The sequence below is a fragment of the Bernardetia sp. Wsw4-3y2 genome, from assembly GCF_037126295.1.
GTDB lineage: Bacteria > Bacteroidota > Bacteroidia > Cytophagales > Bernardetiaceae > Bernardetia.
The window spans coordinates 415,252-432,017 of sequence record NZ_CP147018.1; the positions used below are offsets into that span (position 1 = coordinate 415,252).

A 16,766-nucleotide genomic window follows, 5' to 3' on the forward strand; every position below is an offset into this window, starting at 1 on the left:
AATTTGAAAAATATGAACGAATTAATGGTAGCTATTTGGATGGTTACTTATAATCACGAAGCATTTATTGATGAAGCTTTACAAGGAATCATTAATCAAAAAGCAGACTTTAAATATAAAGTTTTTATTGGGGAAGATTTTTCATCAGACAAAACCAAAGAAATATGTTTAAGGTATCAAAAAGAATATCCTGATAAAGTAGAGTTAATAACTAGAGATAAAAATATTGGTAATATTGCTAATGCTTTAGATATATATAAGGTTTGTTTTGATAGTTCTGCTAAATATATTGCTATGTGTGAAGGAGATGACTATTGGACAGATACTAACAAACTTCAAAAACAAGTAGATGTTTTAGAAAAAAATCCTCAATATGTTGGCAGCTTTCATGAAACAGAAACTATCAATGAAGAAAGAGAAAAATTAGAGATTATATATGGTGGAAATACAGAAAATATCGTTAAGACTGATGATTTGCTTACTACCAAATCTCTTTTTCATACTTCTTCTTTTTTATTTAGAAGAAAGTATTTAGAACTTCCTAATTGGTTTGGGCAAACAGTAAGTGCAGATATGGCACTATTTACGATACTTTCTTCGAAGGGAAATATAATAAAAGTAGATGGGAAAATGAGTGTATATAGAAAGCATAAAATGGGATACACAAATACAGATTTTGTCAAAAATACACTACACCAAAACAGAATAGCACTGATGAGAAAATTAGATAATTATCTAAATTATCAACACCAAGAAAAAATAAATAAAGTAATACAGCATCACAAGGAAGAATTAATGAAAAATATTAGTGATTCAAATGAGTTCGATCCGTTTCTAAATCCTCCTTTTACAGAAGAAAATTTAGATAGATATTATACTAGAAAATCTATATTAGAAGCCTTAACTAGTTATATTACAGAGTTTAAAGGTCATTTTTTGGATGTGGGTTGTGGTAAAATGCCATATAAAAATTATATTATTCAAAATTCGTTAGTAGAACAATATGTGGGTTTAGACATAGAAGAAGCCATTCAATATGATGAAAAAATAAAAGCTGACTTTACTTGGGATGGAATTAATATGCCTTTCTCTGATGCTAGTTTTGATTCTGCTATGGCTACCGAAGTTTTAGAACACTGTCCAGAACCCGAAATAGTTTTAAAGGAACTACATAGAGTATTAAAGCCTCATGGGTTGTTCTTCTTTACTGTTCCTTTTTTATGGAATCTTCATGAAGCTCCTCATGACGAATACCGTTATACACCTTGGGCATTAGAAAGACATATTAAAAATTCAGGTTTTAGTTATGTAGAAATAAAAGGATTAGGAGGTTGGCACGCTAGTCTGGCTCAAATGTTAGGACTTTGGGTAAGAAGAAGTCAAATAACAGAAAAAAAGAAAAAAGTGTTTTCAAAATTGCTTAAGCCAATTATTCATCAACTTATAAAGAGAGATATAAAACCACAAGGTTTCGGACAGGAAACAATGATGACTGGATTATATGGAATAGCCATTAAATAAAAATTCTCTATACTAATATTATCTTTGATCTAAACATCTAACAGTATTCTTGAATGAATAAAAATGAGCCTATAGTTAGCATAATAACACCTATTTTCAATAGAAAAGACTTGATTAAGGAAACTCATCAATCAGTAATTTCTCAAACTTATACAAGTTGGGAGTGGATTATTGTCGATGATGGTTCGGAAGATAATTCTTGGAAAATCATACAGGATTTTGCTCAACAAGATAATAGAATAAAAGTTATAAAGAGAGAGCGAATACCAAAAGGTGCACCTACATGCAGGAATATCGGATTAGAAGTTGCGAAAGGCGAGTATGTTATTTTCTTAGATTCAGATGATTTATTGGCAGACTTTTGTTTAGAACAAAGAGTAGAAGCCATAAAAAAGGAAGGAAATAAATATGATTTTTTGGTCTTCCCCATACGAACATTTAGACAAAATTTACTTGACATCAATCACTTACAGCTTCCATCTCAATATGATGATTTAGAGGAATTTATCCTATGGAATACGCCTTGGTATACAACAGCTCCTATTATAAAAAGAGAAAAAACAATACAGTGGAATGAAAAATTAGCTCTTTATCAAGACGTAGATTTTAATATAAGAATGATTGTAGCAGAAAGAACTTACAAGTTTATTTATGCCAAACCTGATGTATATTGGCGTTATACAGAGCACAACAGTATTTCTCGCTCTAATTTGTTTACACCTCAAAAGTTAGAAGCTCGTGTTTTTTTCTTAGAAGGAATATGTGAGGCTCTAAAAAAGGGAGATAAATTAAAAAAATATGATAAAGCTATCTATACATTAGCAGAAAGATTTATCTTTGATTTTATTTCTCAAAATCAATACGCTTATTTCAAAGAAATATTAAGTTTGTTGGTCAAGTATGAAATAATTACTACATTAGAATTTTATAAGTTATATATTATCTTGCCACTCATCCATAACCAACTACATTATACATCACTTCCTGTATTGTGGAAATTAAGTAGAAAGCTATATTCAATTACTAATCAATCAATTCCTATTACTGATACTAAAAAAATAATGCGAAGTAAAGAACTAACAGATATAAAAGAGTATATGAAGGTTTATCATCAATCAAAAAACTAATTCATTAATTATACATAAAATCATTTTATATGTCTAATATTGCTATCCTATCTCCAAACAAAACAGCTATTAGTGAAACATTTATTAAGAACCATAAAGAAAAATTAAGAGGAAATATTTCTTATTTTTATGGAGGGGCAATTCCAAATTTTGTAGGTGATGAATATGCCTTAATAAACTTTGAAAAAAAACCTTCATTTATTGATAGATTAAAAAGAATGCTACCTGCTTTTATATACGATAGAGTTCCAAAAAGCGAATATGATCCAAAAGAATTTTTTGCTAATGCTTTAAAAGAAAAAAAAATAGAAGTAGTCTTGGCTGAATTTGGAACGACAGCAGCCGAAATATATCCAATCTGCCAACAACTTAATATTCCTTTAGTAATATTTTTCTTTGGTTTTGATGTCTTTATGACAAATGTTCAAGAATTTCATAAACAGAACTATAAAAACATGCTTCAATATGCTTCTTCATCTTTAGTGGTGTCTAAAAGCATGATTCCTGTTCTTAAAAAATTTGGTGCAGATGAGAACAAAATAATTTATAATCCAGCCTCTGCACACGAAGATTTTTTTAAACTCAAACCCACTTTTGAGCAAAATAATTTTATTTCTATCACTCGTTTTGTAGATAAAAAAGCACCTTACTATACTATTTTAGCTTTTGCAGAAGTTCTAAAACAAATGCCAAATGCTAAACTAAATATTATAGGAGATGGATTTTTAAAAGAAACGTGTGAAAATCTAGTCAATTATTTAGAGATACAAGACAAAGTAATTTTTCATGGTGCTGTGGAAAAAGATACCTATATGAATCTCATGGAAAATTCAATCGCTTATGTTCAACATTCTATTCAAGCTCTTTCAGGAGATAGTGAAGGAACTCCTGTTGCTATTATGGAAGCTCAATCGGCTGGTTTGCCTGTTATTTCTACCTATCATTCTGGGATTCCTGAAATTGTAATCCATGAAAAAACAGGATTTCTTACAGAAGAGCACAACGTAAAACAGATGGCTCACTATCTTATAGAAATCCTTAAAGATAAAGAAAAAGCAAAAAAAATGGGAGAAGCTGGAAGAGTTAGAATAAAAGAAAATTTCTCCAATGAGAAACATATAGATATATTACAGACTGTTTTAGAGCAAGCCATCAAACAGAAAAATTCATGAGCAAGAAAAAAATTCTTATTATAGGCTACGGATTTGTAGGACAAAATATATACAAAAAGTTAGATAAAAATCTATTTGATGTTACCGTTTTGTCACCTCATACTGAAGACAAACCTGAAATAGGATTTGTTAGAGCTAAATTACAAGACCTAACGAGCATAAAAGATTTAGATTTAGAAAACACTATTATCATTCATACTGCTCATGTAGGTTATCCATTACACGACCAAGATACGCTTTATAGAGAAGTAGAAGAAAATCTCAATCCTTTTTTGTTACTGCTTGATTTTATCAAAAATAGCAAAGGATGTAGAGTTGTTTATATTTCTTCTGGAGGAGCTATCTATGGAAAACCTCAAAAATTACCTGTTATGGAAAGTCATGTTTTACAACCTATTTCTTTTTATGGTTTGTGTAAAAAATATATGGAAGAAGCTCTACATTTATATTCTATGCAATATGGTTTAGAATATGATATTGTTCGCCCTTCTAATATCTATGATTTTAATTGGAAGACAGGTAAAAAACAAGGTTTAATTAGTGCATTGGTAAAATCAATAGAAGAAAAAACATTATTTTATTTGTGGGGAGATGGAAGCGCAAAAAAGGATTATATCCATGTAGATTGTTTTTCTGAAGCTATAACTAAAATTGTTGATACCAAAGCCAGTAATACTGTTTTTAATGTGAGTGCTAATAAAAGTTATAGTACGAAAGACATTATAAATTTAGTAGAAAAAAAATATGGACAAAAAATAAATATAATACAGAAAGAAGTAAAAAATCAAGATATTTCAGAAATACGTTTAGACAATACAAAAATCAAAAATCATATAAAATGGAATCCAAGAATTGATATTTTTTAATTGTATTTTATACATCTATTTCTGTGTAAAACCTAACTAATGAATCCTCTAGTATCTATTATAACACCGTTATTTAATCGCCAAGAACTTATCAAGGCAACAGCTAAATCTGTCTTAGAACAACAATATGCAAATTGGGAATGGATTATTGTTGATGACGGCTCAACAGACAACTCTTTACAAGTAGTAAAAGAATATCAAAAAAATGATGATAGAATAAAAGTTTATCAAAGAAATCGTCTACCTAAAGGAGCTTCCACTTGTAGGAATATAGCAACAGAAAATGCTGAAGGGGAATATATTATATTTTTAGATTCTGATGATTGTTTGTTGCCTCATTGTTTGAAACAACGTACTCAAGTAGCTCTTGAGAATCCAACTATGGATTTTTGGGTATTTCAAAACTTGATTAAGGACGAGTCTGATACTACTTCTATAAAACTATGGAATATTATTACAGAAGAAGAAACATTTCCTCGTTTTTTAAAGCATGATGCGCTTTGGGTTACAGGTTCTCCCTTATATAATCGTAATTTTATAAAATTATATCCTTTTGATGAGAGTTTACCTTCTTGGCAAGATTATGAATTGCATGTCAGAATTTTATTGGATAAACCCAAATTTGAAATATTTTATCAATTGCCTCCAGATCTAATTGTCTTTACTCATACAGAGAAAGACCGAATTAGTATAAAATTAAAAAGTATGGAACACCTAAAAATTCATACAAAAATATTAGAAGGTTTTTGGAATGTTTTATGCAAAACTAAAGAGTGTGAAAAATATCAAAGTATATTTCTAAAACGTTTTTTTGGACAAGCAGAATATCTTTGGGAGGTGGTAGAAAATCGTTCAGAAGCCAAAAAAGCTCTCAGAATAATAAAAAAGTATAATCTGACTTCTAGTTTTACATATAAAAGAATACAAATTTATTACCTATTAAAATATTGGTTACACTTTGGTAAAATGCCTGCTTTCATCAGAGATAGTCTGCGTAAATTTACTTTTAAAAAAGTTTTGCCTAAAGAACTACAACAGAAGTTTCGTGTTTTTATAGGAAAAATAGACTATAATCCAGAAGATTATCCACAAATATAATATTGGAATGCTTCCCTACGAAAACCTAAACCACTCCAACCAATCTTTTTTTAAAGAATATCAAAAGAAATTCAATCAAATTTTAGAAAAAGGATATTTTATTTTGGGAAATGAAGTCGCAGAATTTGAAAAAGAATTTGCTACTTACTGCGAGACTGATTTTTGTATTGGTGTGGGAAATGGATTAGATGCACTTACAATTATCTTAAAAGCACTAGCTGAAAAATATGCTTTTTCTAAAGAAAAGGATGAAGTAGAAATAATTGTTCCCTCAAATACCTATATCGCTACTATTTTAGCTATTCTTCAAAACGGTTTCAAACCTGTTTTGGTAGAGCCTGATATAAACATATATAATATAAATCCATCAGAAATTGAAAAAGCAATAACTCCGAAAACCAAAGTGATAATAGTGGTTCACTTGTATGGAAAACTCTGTCAAATGGACAAAATACAACAGATTGCTAAAAAATATAATTTGCTTATTGTAGAAGATGCTGCTCAAGCCCATGGTGCAAGTCTTGAAATTAATTCTGAGAATAAAAAGGCAGGAAGTTTTGGAATTGCAAATGGTTTTAGTTTTTATCCAACCAAAAATCTAGGGGCATTAGGTGATGGAGGTGCAATTACTACAAATGATTCAGAGTTAAACGAATTATTTCGTTTGCTTCGAAATTACGGTTCAAACCGAAAATACTATAATGAAAAAATTGGTTTTAATTCTCGTTTAGATGAACTTCAAGCAGCTTTTTTGTGTATCAAACTTCAAAAATTAGATGAAATAAATACTCACAAACGAAAACTAGCCAAAATCTATTTAGAAAATCTGAAATCTGATTTTATTCTTCCAGTTGTAGAACCAAACTATTACGATGTCTATCATATCTTTGCTATTCGTCATCCCAAAAGAGATAAATTAAAAACCTTTTTACTCAAAAATGAAATTGGTACAGAAATTCATTATCCAGTTCCACCAGCCGAACAAAAAGCACTAGAAGGGGTTTTAGATAAAACTTATTTTCCAATTGCTAAACAGATTCATCAAACTATTCTGAGCCTTCCAATTTCGTATTTTCATACTGAAAATGATGTTCTGAGAGTTATTGAAGTGATGAATAAGTTTTAAAATTTGATTTTGATATATATTGCCTTTAGGTAAGTCAAATTTCATTTCCAAAGTGTCAGAAATATACTTAAATTTGCAGAAAAACAAACGAAAATAACCATTGAAAAAAATACTCATTCTTCGTTTTTCTTCTATTGGAGATATTGTCTTGACTACACCAGTCATTCGTTCTCTCAAAATGCAATTTTCTTCTGTGCATAATGAAGAGTTACAGTTGCATTATGCTACCAAAGCGAGTTTTGAAACTGTTTTGAAATACAATCCTTATTTAGACAAAATTCATTTACTTCAAAAACAGCAGTCACTTTCTGATTTTATTTCTCTTCTCAAAAAAGAAAATTTTGATGTAATTATTGATTTACATAAAAACCTCAGAACCAGTATTATAAAGTTTAGATTAGATGCAAAATCTTATACTTTCGAAAAACTAAATTTTGAAAAGTGGTTGTATGTCAATCTGAAAAAAAACAAAATGCCTAATCGTCATATTGTCGAAAGATATATGGATACACTTAAGGATTTAGGAATTTCTTTAGAAGAAGATGAAAAACAAAGCGATAACAAAACAAATAAAGAAGTAAAAGGATTAGATTATTTTTTAGGACAAGAAGACCATTTTGAATTAAATTGGTTACCCAAATCACATCAAGAAGGATATATTGCTTTTGCAATTGGAGGAGCGCATAACACCAAAAAACTTCCTTTAAAGAGAATGATTGAGCTTTGTGATAAAATAAATAAGCCTATTGTTCTGTTGGGAGGAAAGGAAGATGCTGAAAACGGACAAGCAATTTTTGATTTTTTTGAGAAAGATAGAGATACCTTTGACTCGCAAGAAGCAATTGAAAAATTAGGAAAAAAAACACGTATTTTTGATGGATGTGGTAAACTTACACTAGGACAATCTGCTTCTTTACTTAAACAATCAAGAGTAGTTTTTTCGCATGATACTGGTCTTATGCATATTGCAGCAGCTTTTAAGAAAAAAATATATTCTATTTGGGGAAATACTACACCTGCTTTGGGGATGTATCCCTACAAAACACAATTTGTTGTTTTTGAGAATAATAAAATTAATTGTCGCCCCTGTTCAAAAATTGGTTTTAAAGCCTGTCCTAAAGGTCATTTTAAGTGTATGAATGATATAGTATTTGATTTTTGGATTCAATAAAAGTTATTGACTTTTTGCCAAAAATATCAAGTTTATAATTCAAAATTCCTTATTTTTACATTTTTGTTTTTGTTCCGAATTATGATTGATGGAACATATTAAATTAAAATAGCAGAAAGTGAAAAATATCTAAAAATAGACAATACGACTAATAAAATAAATAAAAATATAATCATGATGAATGAATTAATTTCTAGTTTTCCTAAACAGTTGGAAGATGCATATTCAGCTTTTCAAAAACTTTCCCTTTCTTCTTTCGAAAAATCAGATAGAAAAATATCTAATATAGTAGTAGTGGGTTTGGGAGGTTCTGGAATTGGAGGTAATTTGATACAAACTATCACTCGTAGTTTATTAAAAATACCTTACCAAGTTTGTAAAACGTATAATTTACCAAGTTATATCAACGAAAACACACTTTTTATTGCTTCATCATTTTCTGGAAATACAGAAGAAACTTTAGCTTCTTTGGAAGAAGCACAGCGAAAAGGAGCATATATAGCTTGTCTTACTTCAGGAGGAAAAATAGAGCAAATAGCTAATGAAAAAGGATTTGATTTAGTTCCTTTAAAATCTCTAGCAGCTTGTCCAAGAGCTCATTTGCCTTATTCTGCTACTTCTTTGTTGTTGCTTTTACATCATTACAGACTTATTGATATAGATTTTGGAACAGAAATTAAAGAGACTGTAAATAGCCTAAATCAAAAAAATGATACTATAAAAACAGATGCAAAAGAAATAGCTATTTCTCTGAAAGATAAATTTCCAATTTTATATGCAGATGCAATTTTAGAACCGATGCTCATTCGTTTTCAACAACAAATTAATGAAAATGCAAAGCAACTTTGTCATGTGGCTGTTTTTCCAGAAATGAATCATAATGAACTAGTAGGCTGGCATTTACCAAAAGAAATTTTATCAAAAACACATATTCTACTTTTTCATTCAGATTATGATCACGAAAGAGTGAGCAAAAGAATGGAAATTTGTGAAACTATTTTTAATAAACACACAAATTCTATTACCCATATTTCAGCAAAAGGAAATTCATTTTTAGAGCAAGTATTTTATTTAATTTATCTTACTGATTGGGTTTCATATTATTTAGCAGAAGAAAATGGAGTTGATCCTTTTCCAGTAGAAGTAATTAATTATTTAAAATCTTCTTTACAAGAATAGTAGCTTATGCTTTAGCCTGAGAAATATCTACCGTACATTTTAGTGTGCGAAAAACTATTATCTTTTAAGAAGTGAAAAAATAAAAACATGCAAACAGTTTTATTCGAACATTTAGGAACTCTTTCTTATCAAAAAGCATGGGATTATCAACAAGAAGTTTTTGATAGAATTTTTGACGTAAAAAAACAGAATCGTCAACTAAAAGAAGAACAAACTCCTACACCTAATTATCTTCTTTTTTGTCAGCATAATCCTGTTTTTACAATGGGAAAGGCTGGTTCTTTAGATAATTTATTGCTTTCTGAAAAAGAACTAAATCAAAAAGGAATTGAATATTTTGAAATAAATAGGGGTGGAGATGTGACTTTCCATGGACTTGAACAGCTTATTGGGTATCCTATTTTAGACTTAATGAACTTCAAACAAGATTTGCATTGGTATTTTAGAGAATTAGAAGAAGTCATTATTCAGACAATGCAAACCTATAATTTAGATGCAGGTAGAGTAGAAGGACTTACAGGTGTCTGGATAGATCCTAATTCAGAAAATCCAAGAAAAATATGTGCTATTGGCATTCGTGCAAGCAGGTGGATAACTATGCACGGTTTTGCACTCAATGTAAATACAGATTTATCTTATTTTGATTTAATAATTCCGTGTGGGATAAAAGATAAAGGGGTTACTTCTTTAGAAAGAGAAGTAGGAAAAAAAATAAACATGCAGGAAGTAGAAGAACGAGTAAAACGGCAGTTTGAAAAAAGATTTGATGTGAAAATTGTGTAAGAATTACGAATTACGAATTACGAATTACGAATTTTACTCATTAAAAAACAATGTTATTTATACTAACTATCAAAGAAACGAAGTTTCGTACTGATAACTGATAACTGATAACTGATAACTGATAAATGATTCTACTACTAGATAATTTTGATTCCTTTACTTATAATTTATGGGATTATGTACAGCGTTTGGGAGTTGAGTGTAAAGTTTTTAGAAATGATACATCTTTAAAAGAACTTCAAGAACATAATTTTACAGGAGTTATACTTTCTCCTGGGTTTGGGAAACCTCAAGAAGCAGGAAATATGATGGACGTAATTGATTATTACTATCAAAAATTACCTATTTTGGGAGTTTGCTTAGGACATCAAGCATTAGGAATTTATTTTGGCGCAAAGCTAATCTATGCAGAAAAACCAATGCATGGTAAAGTCTCAACTATTGAATGCAAAGTAAACCAAAAAACAGATTTACTTTTCCAAAATATGCCTTCAAAAATAGAGGTTGTTCGTTATCATTCTTTACTAATAGATTTAGAAAAAAATAATACATTACTATATCCCACAGCTTACACAGAAAAGAACGAGTTAATGGCATTTTCTCATATAACACTTCCCATAAAAGCAATTCAATTTCATCCAGAAGCTGCTCTGACAGAATACGGTTTACAAATGTTAGAAAATTGGCTTTCTCTAACCACAACCAAAAAAATAATCAAAGAAGAAGTGTGCCATACTGATAAATTGTAGTCGCAGACTAAGCTTAACAATTTTATTTTGGAACACTACTAAACTGGATGCCGAATATATAAATTGATTTTTTTGCTTTAGGCTAATCCATATAGAAAATAAATGCAGTTCCATGTCTATTTTTTTCTCTTTTTAGTTTACCTTCTGAAACTAACTCTTCTAATAATCCCGTCAACTTCTCCTCTGACAAAAGTATCAAGTTTTCATAATTTTTAGAATGAAAAAAATCCATTTTAGCAAAATTAATTAGACAGTATAAATAAAACTCATCTTGTCTATTACTGGTATAATTAAAAATAATATCTATGTAATTGTTCCTGTCAGTATAATAAACTAAACAACTTGCACCATTACCATGAAAATTATATCCTATGTTTTTTGCTTCGTCTAGTATTCCACTTTTAGGAATTAATCCTTTATTTGTCGCTAATGACAGATTATCATAGCTAAAAGTAGTGTATAGCAAATTTAAAGAACTTCTAATTTGATTTACATAATCGTTTACTAACTGTAGCATTAGCTCTTTCATTTTGTAGAATTTATTTCAGTTATAAAAATAATTTGGCTCTTCCGACTTTTTAGCGATAAATGCTATCTTGTATTTTGTTCAAGTCTGTACCTTTAGGTCTGACTTGGACAAAATAAGCCTTTCCGAATCATAAATACGTGTTTTAACTTGGTCAGCCTTTCAGTACAGACCAAATTAAAATAAAAGTTAGTACTTAAAATACAACATTTCGCTAAATTGTCGGAAGAGCCACTCATTATTATCATATTGCACAATTTATAAAATTTTTATCAAATAGGTAGCAACTAAAAAACTTTTTTACCTTTCCAAACTTTCGTACCTTTGCGCTTTCAAATTCTAAAAAAATAGGTATTTATTTATATAAACAAGAAAAATAGATTATGGGATTACGTTGTGGAATCGTTGGTTTGCCAAATGTTGGGAAATCTACTCTTTTTAATGCTTTATCTTCAGCAAAGGCAGAATCAGCCAATTATCCATTTTGTACGATTGAGCCAAATGTAGGTATCGTTACTGTTCCAGATGAGCGTATTGCAGTTTTGGAAGACTTGATTACACCACAGCGAACTGTTCCAGCAATTATCGAATTTGTGGATATTGCAGGTCTTGTACGTGGCGCAAGTAAGGGCGAAGGGCTAGGAAATCAGTTTTTGGCAAATATCAGAGAAGTAGATGCGATTGCTCATGTAATTCGTTGTTTTGAAGATGATAATATTATTCACGTTGATGGAAAAATAAATCCAGTTTCAGATAAAGAAACGATTGATATTGAATTGCAATTAAAAGATTTAGAAACAGTAGAAAAACGTCTTGTCCGTATAGGAAAAGCTGCTCGTACTGGTGACAAAACAGCAAAAAAAGAATTTGAGGCTTTCGAAAAAGTAAGATTACATTTAGAACAAGGAAAAAATCTTCGTTCTTTAGTTTTAGAAAAAGACGAAAACGAAATTGTAGAAGAAGCATTTTTGCTTACTCGCAAACCTGTAATTTATGTAGCCAATGTAGATGAAAAATCTATTCATACAGGAAATGCACTTGTAGACCAGCTCAAAGAATCTGTAAAAGATGAAAATGCAGAAGTAGTTATGGTTTGTGCTTCTATCGAATCTCAGATTGCAGAATTGGAAGACCAAGAAGAAAAAGATATGTTTTTGGAAGAATATGCGCTTAAAGAATCTGGTCTTAACAAACTTATTCGTAGTGCATACTCTATTTTAAACCTAATTACTTATTTCACAGCAGGTGTAAAAGAAGTTAGAGCGTGGACAATCGAAAGAGGTTGGAAAGCTCCAAAGGCTGCAAGTGTTATTCATACTGATTTTGAGCGTGGCTTTATCCGTGCAGAAGTAATCAAATTAGAGGATTATACAAAATACAGAACTGAAGTGGCATTGAAAGAAGCTGGAAAGTTAGCCGTAGAAGGAAAAGAATATGTAGTAGAAGATGGTGATGTAATGCATTTTAGGTTTAATGTATAATAAGAATTGATAGAAAAGTCTATCTTCAAAAAACTACTTTCTTATTAAAAAGAGAGTAGTTTTTTTTTATTCTAATTTTAAAAACTCAAAAAGGCAACTTTTTTGCATTGTTTAGAGTAAAAATAAATATAATCCTATCTTAAAGTTATTTTAATTATTTGTTTACCCTAATGAAGTCAAAAAAAACATCGGATATTACAGACTCTGCTGATGAAAGTGAAATTGCAGCCAAACAAAACAACATATCAATAAACAATAAAAAACTAGTCGATTCTTTTACTAGAGGAATTTACTTTCTTCTTATTTTGAGTGGCTTTTTGTTTATGGCATCTTCTTGCAAACCTTCTGTAAAAAAATATACAGAAAATGCACGTCAGTTGATGTTAGAAGGAAAGTTTGAAGAAGCAATTCCTATCTTAAATACAGCTATCAAAAAAAACTCTAGTAGTCATGAAGCCTACAATTTGCGTGGTGCTGCTTATTTAGAACTTGATAGATTTGAAAAAGCAAAAGAAGATTTAGATAAAGCTATTAAACTTCATAAAAAAGACTATCGATATTTTTATAATCGTGCAAAAGCAAAAAAAGTCCTTAAAGAATACGAAGCTGCTGTCGAAGATTATAATAAAGCAATTGCTCTCAACGAGCATGTAGCAGATATGTATTTAGAAAGAGGAGAACTCTTTTTAACTTTACACAAAGGAAATGAATCTATAAAAGATTTAGACAAGGCTGTGATGCTCAATGCTTCTGAAAAGATGGCTTACTTCAATAGGGCAGAAGCACATTATTTACTTCACGAACTTAAAGAAGCAATTATAGATTTAGAAAAATGTGTTCGTTTGGATGAGCAGTTTGGAAAAGGACATTACCGTTTGGCTCAAATTGCCTTAGAAATAAATCAAAATAGGGCAAACAGAGATATTTGTCTGCATCTTAAATCGGCTATTAGTGGAGGTTGCCCAGAAGCTGAAATATTGATAAATAAGGTTTGTAGATAATCACAGATTCATCCTCATTTGATACAAATCAAATCCTTTTGCCCAAAAATCTTTTTCAGTTTTCTCTACTTCAAAACCCATTTTTTGATAAAATTTATACGCTAATTGACTTGTTCTGACAACAATAAGTTTGATTTTTTTACTCTGAATATGATTTATTCTATGTAAAAGAAGTTTTTTTCCAATTCCTTGTCCTTGAAAATTTGGATGAATAATATCCCACGAAATACGAGCTAATGGAATTGTTTCATCAGGGAAATAATTAATTCCACCACAACCTATAATTTGATTTGTGGTTTTGTCTTCCATCACAAAATAATCTTCTTTATATTTTTCTAAATATTCTATAAAATCTTCTTGTTCTGATTCTTCAAAGTAAGTGGGAATATTTAATTTGATTAATTCTATAAGTTTTTCTTTATCAGATTCTTTATAATTTCTGATAATATTTTCTACATTTTTGTTTTGCATTGTAGTTGTTTTACGTTTTCGTCTGATTAAAAGCATCTAAACATTCATCTATCAAAAGTTGTATATTATGGTTGTATTTACGAGAGTGATGCACAGGATTTACCTTTTTTACTTGCGCTCTGCGTGCTACCAATCCTGAATTTTTAGCAGTGCTATGATGATTTTTCAAAGCAAGTGCTTTGTCTTCTTCCAAATAATAACTTTCAATAAATAACTCATCAGCTTTTTGAAAAAGGTGTACAATTTTTTCAAAATTCTCTTCTGAAGCTAAATGATCCATCACATATCCTAGTTTGTAACCTTCTTCTACAAAAATATAAGAAAACAACTCTTTGGCTAGATAATTAGAATTCTCTATTTGAATATTTTTTTCGGGCAAATTCTGTTCAAAGGCTTCTTTCAACTCTTTTACCCACTTACCAGCCTTAAATGGAAAGTCTTGAATCTTAGTTTTAGGATGAGTTTCAAATAAATAGGCTATTGAAGGTATACTGTGATTTAGTGAGGTAAATTTAACTTCAAATACATCATTTTTGTAAATGATTTCATCTTTGATAGTTTCAATCAACTTAATATCCCAAGACGGAGGAGTAATTTCGAAAATAGTAATGGCATTATCTAAACCTATTTCTCTAATTTCATATTTTACAGCATTAGGTTCGATTAAATTCCATGTGTAGCCCAAAAGTTTTGCTTGTACATTTTTGGCTATTCCTTCTGGTCCACAAATAGTAACAGTACGTTGAATACCTAACTGATGTCTAAAAATGGTATCAAAATTACAAAAATGGTCAATATGCGTATGACTAATGAAAATAGCGTTTACTTTCAAACAATCTGCAACACTAAGCTGACTAGCCTGCCCACAATCACAGAGATAAACCCAACTATGATTAGGAACAGTAAGCATAAGACAAATATCTTCATTGGGTAAATTTTTGAGTGTGCCTTCTATCATTATTGTTTGCTTTTAATGTGTTTAATTATTGATTTGAGCTTCAAACAAAAATATCTGTATCAAAAGTTCCTTAGTTTTGTTTAAGTGAGAGTTGAGTAGCTATTATCAGAGTTATTTTGGATTACAAACAAACTACTGATTTTTAAAAGATTACTATAGTCAATTATAGATATTTAATTCTCTATGATAGGCTTTTACTTCTTCATTCATTAAATCCCATTGCCATTTCCAAAAAGTTGTTCCTTCTGAAAAAGTATTGTATATAATTTCTTGTGTTATTTCGTCATTATAGCCATTATAATCCATAATGTTTTCAGTAGTTGAACGTTTAAAATATATTTCAGAATTTAATCTTATTTTATCTATTTTCTCTTGTCTGAGTTGTACTAATTCTTTGTTGAGTTCATTCCGTAATTCTCCTAATGTTTTACCAAAATTCCCAACTTTGATATTGTCTTTATAGAGCTTATTCTTATCTAGGTAAGTCCTTAATTGCATTTCTCTAGCTTCTATTCTTTTTAGTCGCTCTTTATACATATTTGTATTGTTCCATGGATGATGTAGTCCTAGTGCATGTCCTAATTCGTGTACAAAGGAAATATATCCACCTCCTACAGCACTAGGATTCATCATAATATAATTACTATTTCTTGGGTAAACTTTTGCGTGTCCAAGTTCCATACCTTGTTGTTGCATGGAACTCATCAAAAATAGTATTCCATCGTAAGGTTTGTTTTTCTCAACATACTCTTTGTAAATTTCGTCATCAAATCCTTTGTTATATCTTGGAATACTTTGTTTTCCTTCCTTATCTGTAAATACAAAAAGTAATTTTTTCTCTCTATATTTCTCTACATCTACTATAAAATCTTCCGTTTCGTCAAATACGATATTAATTAATGCTTGATTAAAATATTTACTCTTGAATTTTTCCTTTAATTTATTCATCCATTCTAGAGTCATTTGATTGAATACTTTTTCATTATAAGTATTATCTCTCTCATTTCCTTTTAGCCTTAAAAACTTGATTTTTAATGTATTCAAATTACGATTAGCATAGAAACACACTTTACCTACTACAATTTTATCTTGATTTATTATTTCTACAGTGGTATTTACAGTTAATGGTTTATTACATTCTATACTTACTTCTTTATTTTGTGCTTCAGATAAAGGAAATTTATTAGGGATAAATTTAATACCCTCAACAGATTTAAACTCAATACTATCAGTATTAATATCTTCGTTTGTTTCCACTTCAATCCTCAATTTTACGCCCATCTGATTAGGAAACATACTTATCCAAGGAATTAAATATTCTTGGTTTATTAAAGTTGTTGGTTGATAAACTTTTTTCAATTCTTCATAGCTCAAACAAGTTTTTTTATAATCTTTTCGCATCCAATCAAATCCAAATTCCCCATCATAACTATTCAATCTACGTAAATGAACAACATATCCTGTAGAATTTTCTTTACAAGACTGACAATTTATACACATTAAAAACAATAAAATATATAATATGATTTTCATAAAT

At 29.7% G+C, this 16,766-nt stretch carries 16 protein-coding genes; 12 read left to right on the forward strand and 4 right to left on the reverse strand.

From position 1 onward, the window contains the following. The first annotated feature begins 12 nt into the window (after positions 1-12). The 10 genes from V9L05_RS23200 (at position 13) to V9L05_RS23245 (ending at position 10,792) form a co-directional block, all read left to right on the forward strand. The gene (locus tag V9L05_RS23200) at positions 13-1,521 is read left to right on the forward strand and encodes a glycosyltransferase (RefSeq protein WP_338815500.1); all 1,509 of its coding nucleotides are present in this window, start codon (positions 13-15) and stop codon (positions 1,519-1,521) included. A gap of 53 nt (positions 1,522-1,574) precedes the next feature. Next, positions 1,575-2,648 (forward strand): glycosyltransferase family 2 protein, encoded by a 1,074-nt coding sequence (locus V9L05_RS23205; protein WP_338815501.1) that lies wholly within the window; start codon positions 1,575-1,577, stop codon positions 2,646-2,648. A 29-nt stretch (positions 2,649-2,677) separates the two neighbouring features. After that, positions 2,678-3,820 (forward strand): glycosyltransferase, encoded by a 1,143-nt coding sequence (locus tag V9L05_RS23210; protein ID WP_338815502.1) that lies wholly within the window; start codon positions 2,678-2,680, stop codon positions 3,818-3,820. Then, on the forward strand, positions 3,817-4,686 hold the full coding sequence (locus V9L05_RS23215) for an NAD-dependent epimerase/dehydratase family protein (RefSeq protein WP_338815503.1): 870 nt from the start codon (positions 3,817-3,819) through the stop codon (positions 4,684-4,686). Before V9L05_RS23210 ends, V9L05_RS23215 begins: the two co-directional genes overlap by 4 nt. A gap of 39 nt (positions 4,687-4,725) precedes the next feature. Further along, the gene (locus V9L05_RS23220) at positions 4,726-5,784 is read left to right on the forward strand and encodes a glycosyltransferase family 2 protein (protein ID WP_338791061.1); all 1,059 of its coding nucleotides are present in this window, start codon (positions 4,726-4,728) and stop codon (positions 5,782-5,784) included. Positions 5,785-5,791: 7 nt separating this feature from the next. Then, the gene (locus tag V9L05_RS23225) at positions 5,792-6,910 is read left to right on the forward strand and encodes a DegT/DnrJ/EryC1/StrS family aminotransferase (RefSeq protein WP_338815504.1); all 1,119 of its coding nucleotides are present in this window, start codon (positions 5,792-5,794) and stop codon (positions 6,908-6,910) included. Between the two features lie 100 nt (positions 6,911-7,010). After that, the gene (locus V9L05_RS23230; RefSeq protein WP_338815505.1) at positions 7,011-8,081 is read left to right on the forward strand and encodes a glycosyltransferase family 9 protein; all 1,071 of its coding nucleotides are present in this window, start codon (positions 7,011-7,013) and stop codon (positions 8,079-8,081) included. A 156-nt stretch (positions 8,082-8,237) separates the two neighbouring features. Then, positions 8,238-9,260: a bifunctional phosphoglucose/phosphomannose isomerase gene (locus V9L05_RS23235; RefSeq protein WP_338815812.1), complete on the forward strand. Its 1,023-nt coding sequence runs from the start codon at positions 8,238-8,240 to the stop codon at positions 9,258-9,260. 87 nt (positions 9,261-9,347) lie between these two features. Beyond that, the gene (gene lipB / locus V9L05_RS23240) at positions 9,348-10,043 is read left to right on the forward strand and encodes a lipoyl(octanoyl) transferase LipB (RefSeq protein WP_338815506.1); all 696 of its coding nucleotides are present in this window, start codon (positions 9,348-9,350) and stop codon (positions 10,041-10,043) included. Positions 10,044-10,168: 125 nt separating this feature from the next. Further along, the gene (locus tag V9L05_RS23245) at positions 10,169-10,792 is read left to right on the forward strand and encodes an aminodeoxychorismate/anthranilate synthase component II (RefSeq protein ID WP_338815507.1); all 624 of its coding nucleotides are present in this window, start codon (positions 10,169-10,171) and stop codon (positions 10,790-10,792) included. 82 nt (positions 10,793-10,874) lie between these two features. Here V9L05_RS23245 and V9L05_RS23250 read toward each other — a convergent pair whose 3' ends face one another. Continuing rightward, positions 10,875-11,321, reverse strand: a complete 447-nt coding sequence (locus V9L05_RS23250) for a hypothetical protein (RefSeq protein ID WP_338815508.1) — start codon at positions 11,319-11,321, stop codon at positions 10,875-10,877. 380 nt (positions 11,322-11,701) lie between these two features. On the opposite strand from V9L05_RS23250, the gene ychF reads away from it, so the two are divergent. Both ychF and V9L05_RS23260 read left to right on the forward strand, forming a co-directional pair. Further along, entirely contained in the window at positions 11,702-12,799 is a 1,098-nt protein-coding gene (gene ychF / locus V9L05_RS23255; protein ID WP_338791068.1) for a redox-regulated ATPase YchF, read from the forward strand. A gap of 170 nt (positions 12,800-12,969) precedes the next feature. Further along, on the forward strand, positions 12,970-13,800 hold the full coding sequence (locus V9L05_RS23260) for a tetratricopeptide repeat protein (protein WP_338815509.1): 831 nt from the start codon (positions 12,970-12,972) through the stop codon (positions 13,798-13,800). Here the strand turns inward: V9L05_RS23260 and V9L05_RS23265 are convergent, their stop codons facing one another. The 3 genes from V9L05_RS23265 to V9L05_RS23275 form a co-directional block, all read right to left on the reverse strand. After that, positions 13,801-14,271 (reverse strand): GNAT family N-acetyltransferase, encoded by a 471-nt coding sequence (locus V9L05_RS23265; protein ID WP_338815510.1) that lies wholly within the window; start codon positions 14,269-14,271, stop codon positions 13,801-13,803. Positions 14,272-14,281: 10 nt separating this feature from the next. Continuing rightward, a complete protein-coding gene (locus V9L05_RS23270) occupies positions 14,282-15,229 on the reverse strand; it encodes an MBL fold metallo-hydrolase (RefSeq protein WP_338815511.1) in 948 nt (315 codons plus the stop codon). Between the two features lie 159 nt (positions 15,230-15,388). Beyond that, positions 15,389-16,762, reverse strand: coding sequence for a hypothetical protein (locus V9L05_RS23275; RefSeq protein WP_338815512.1), 1,374 nt, complete (start codon positions 16,760-16,762; stop codon positions 15,389-15,391). Positions 16,763-16,766: the final 4 nt, after the last annotated feature.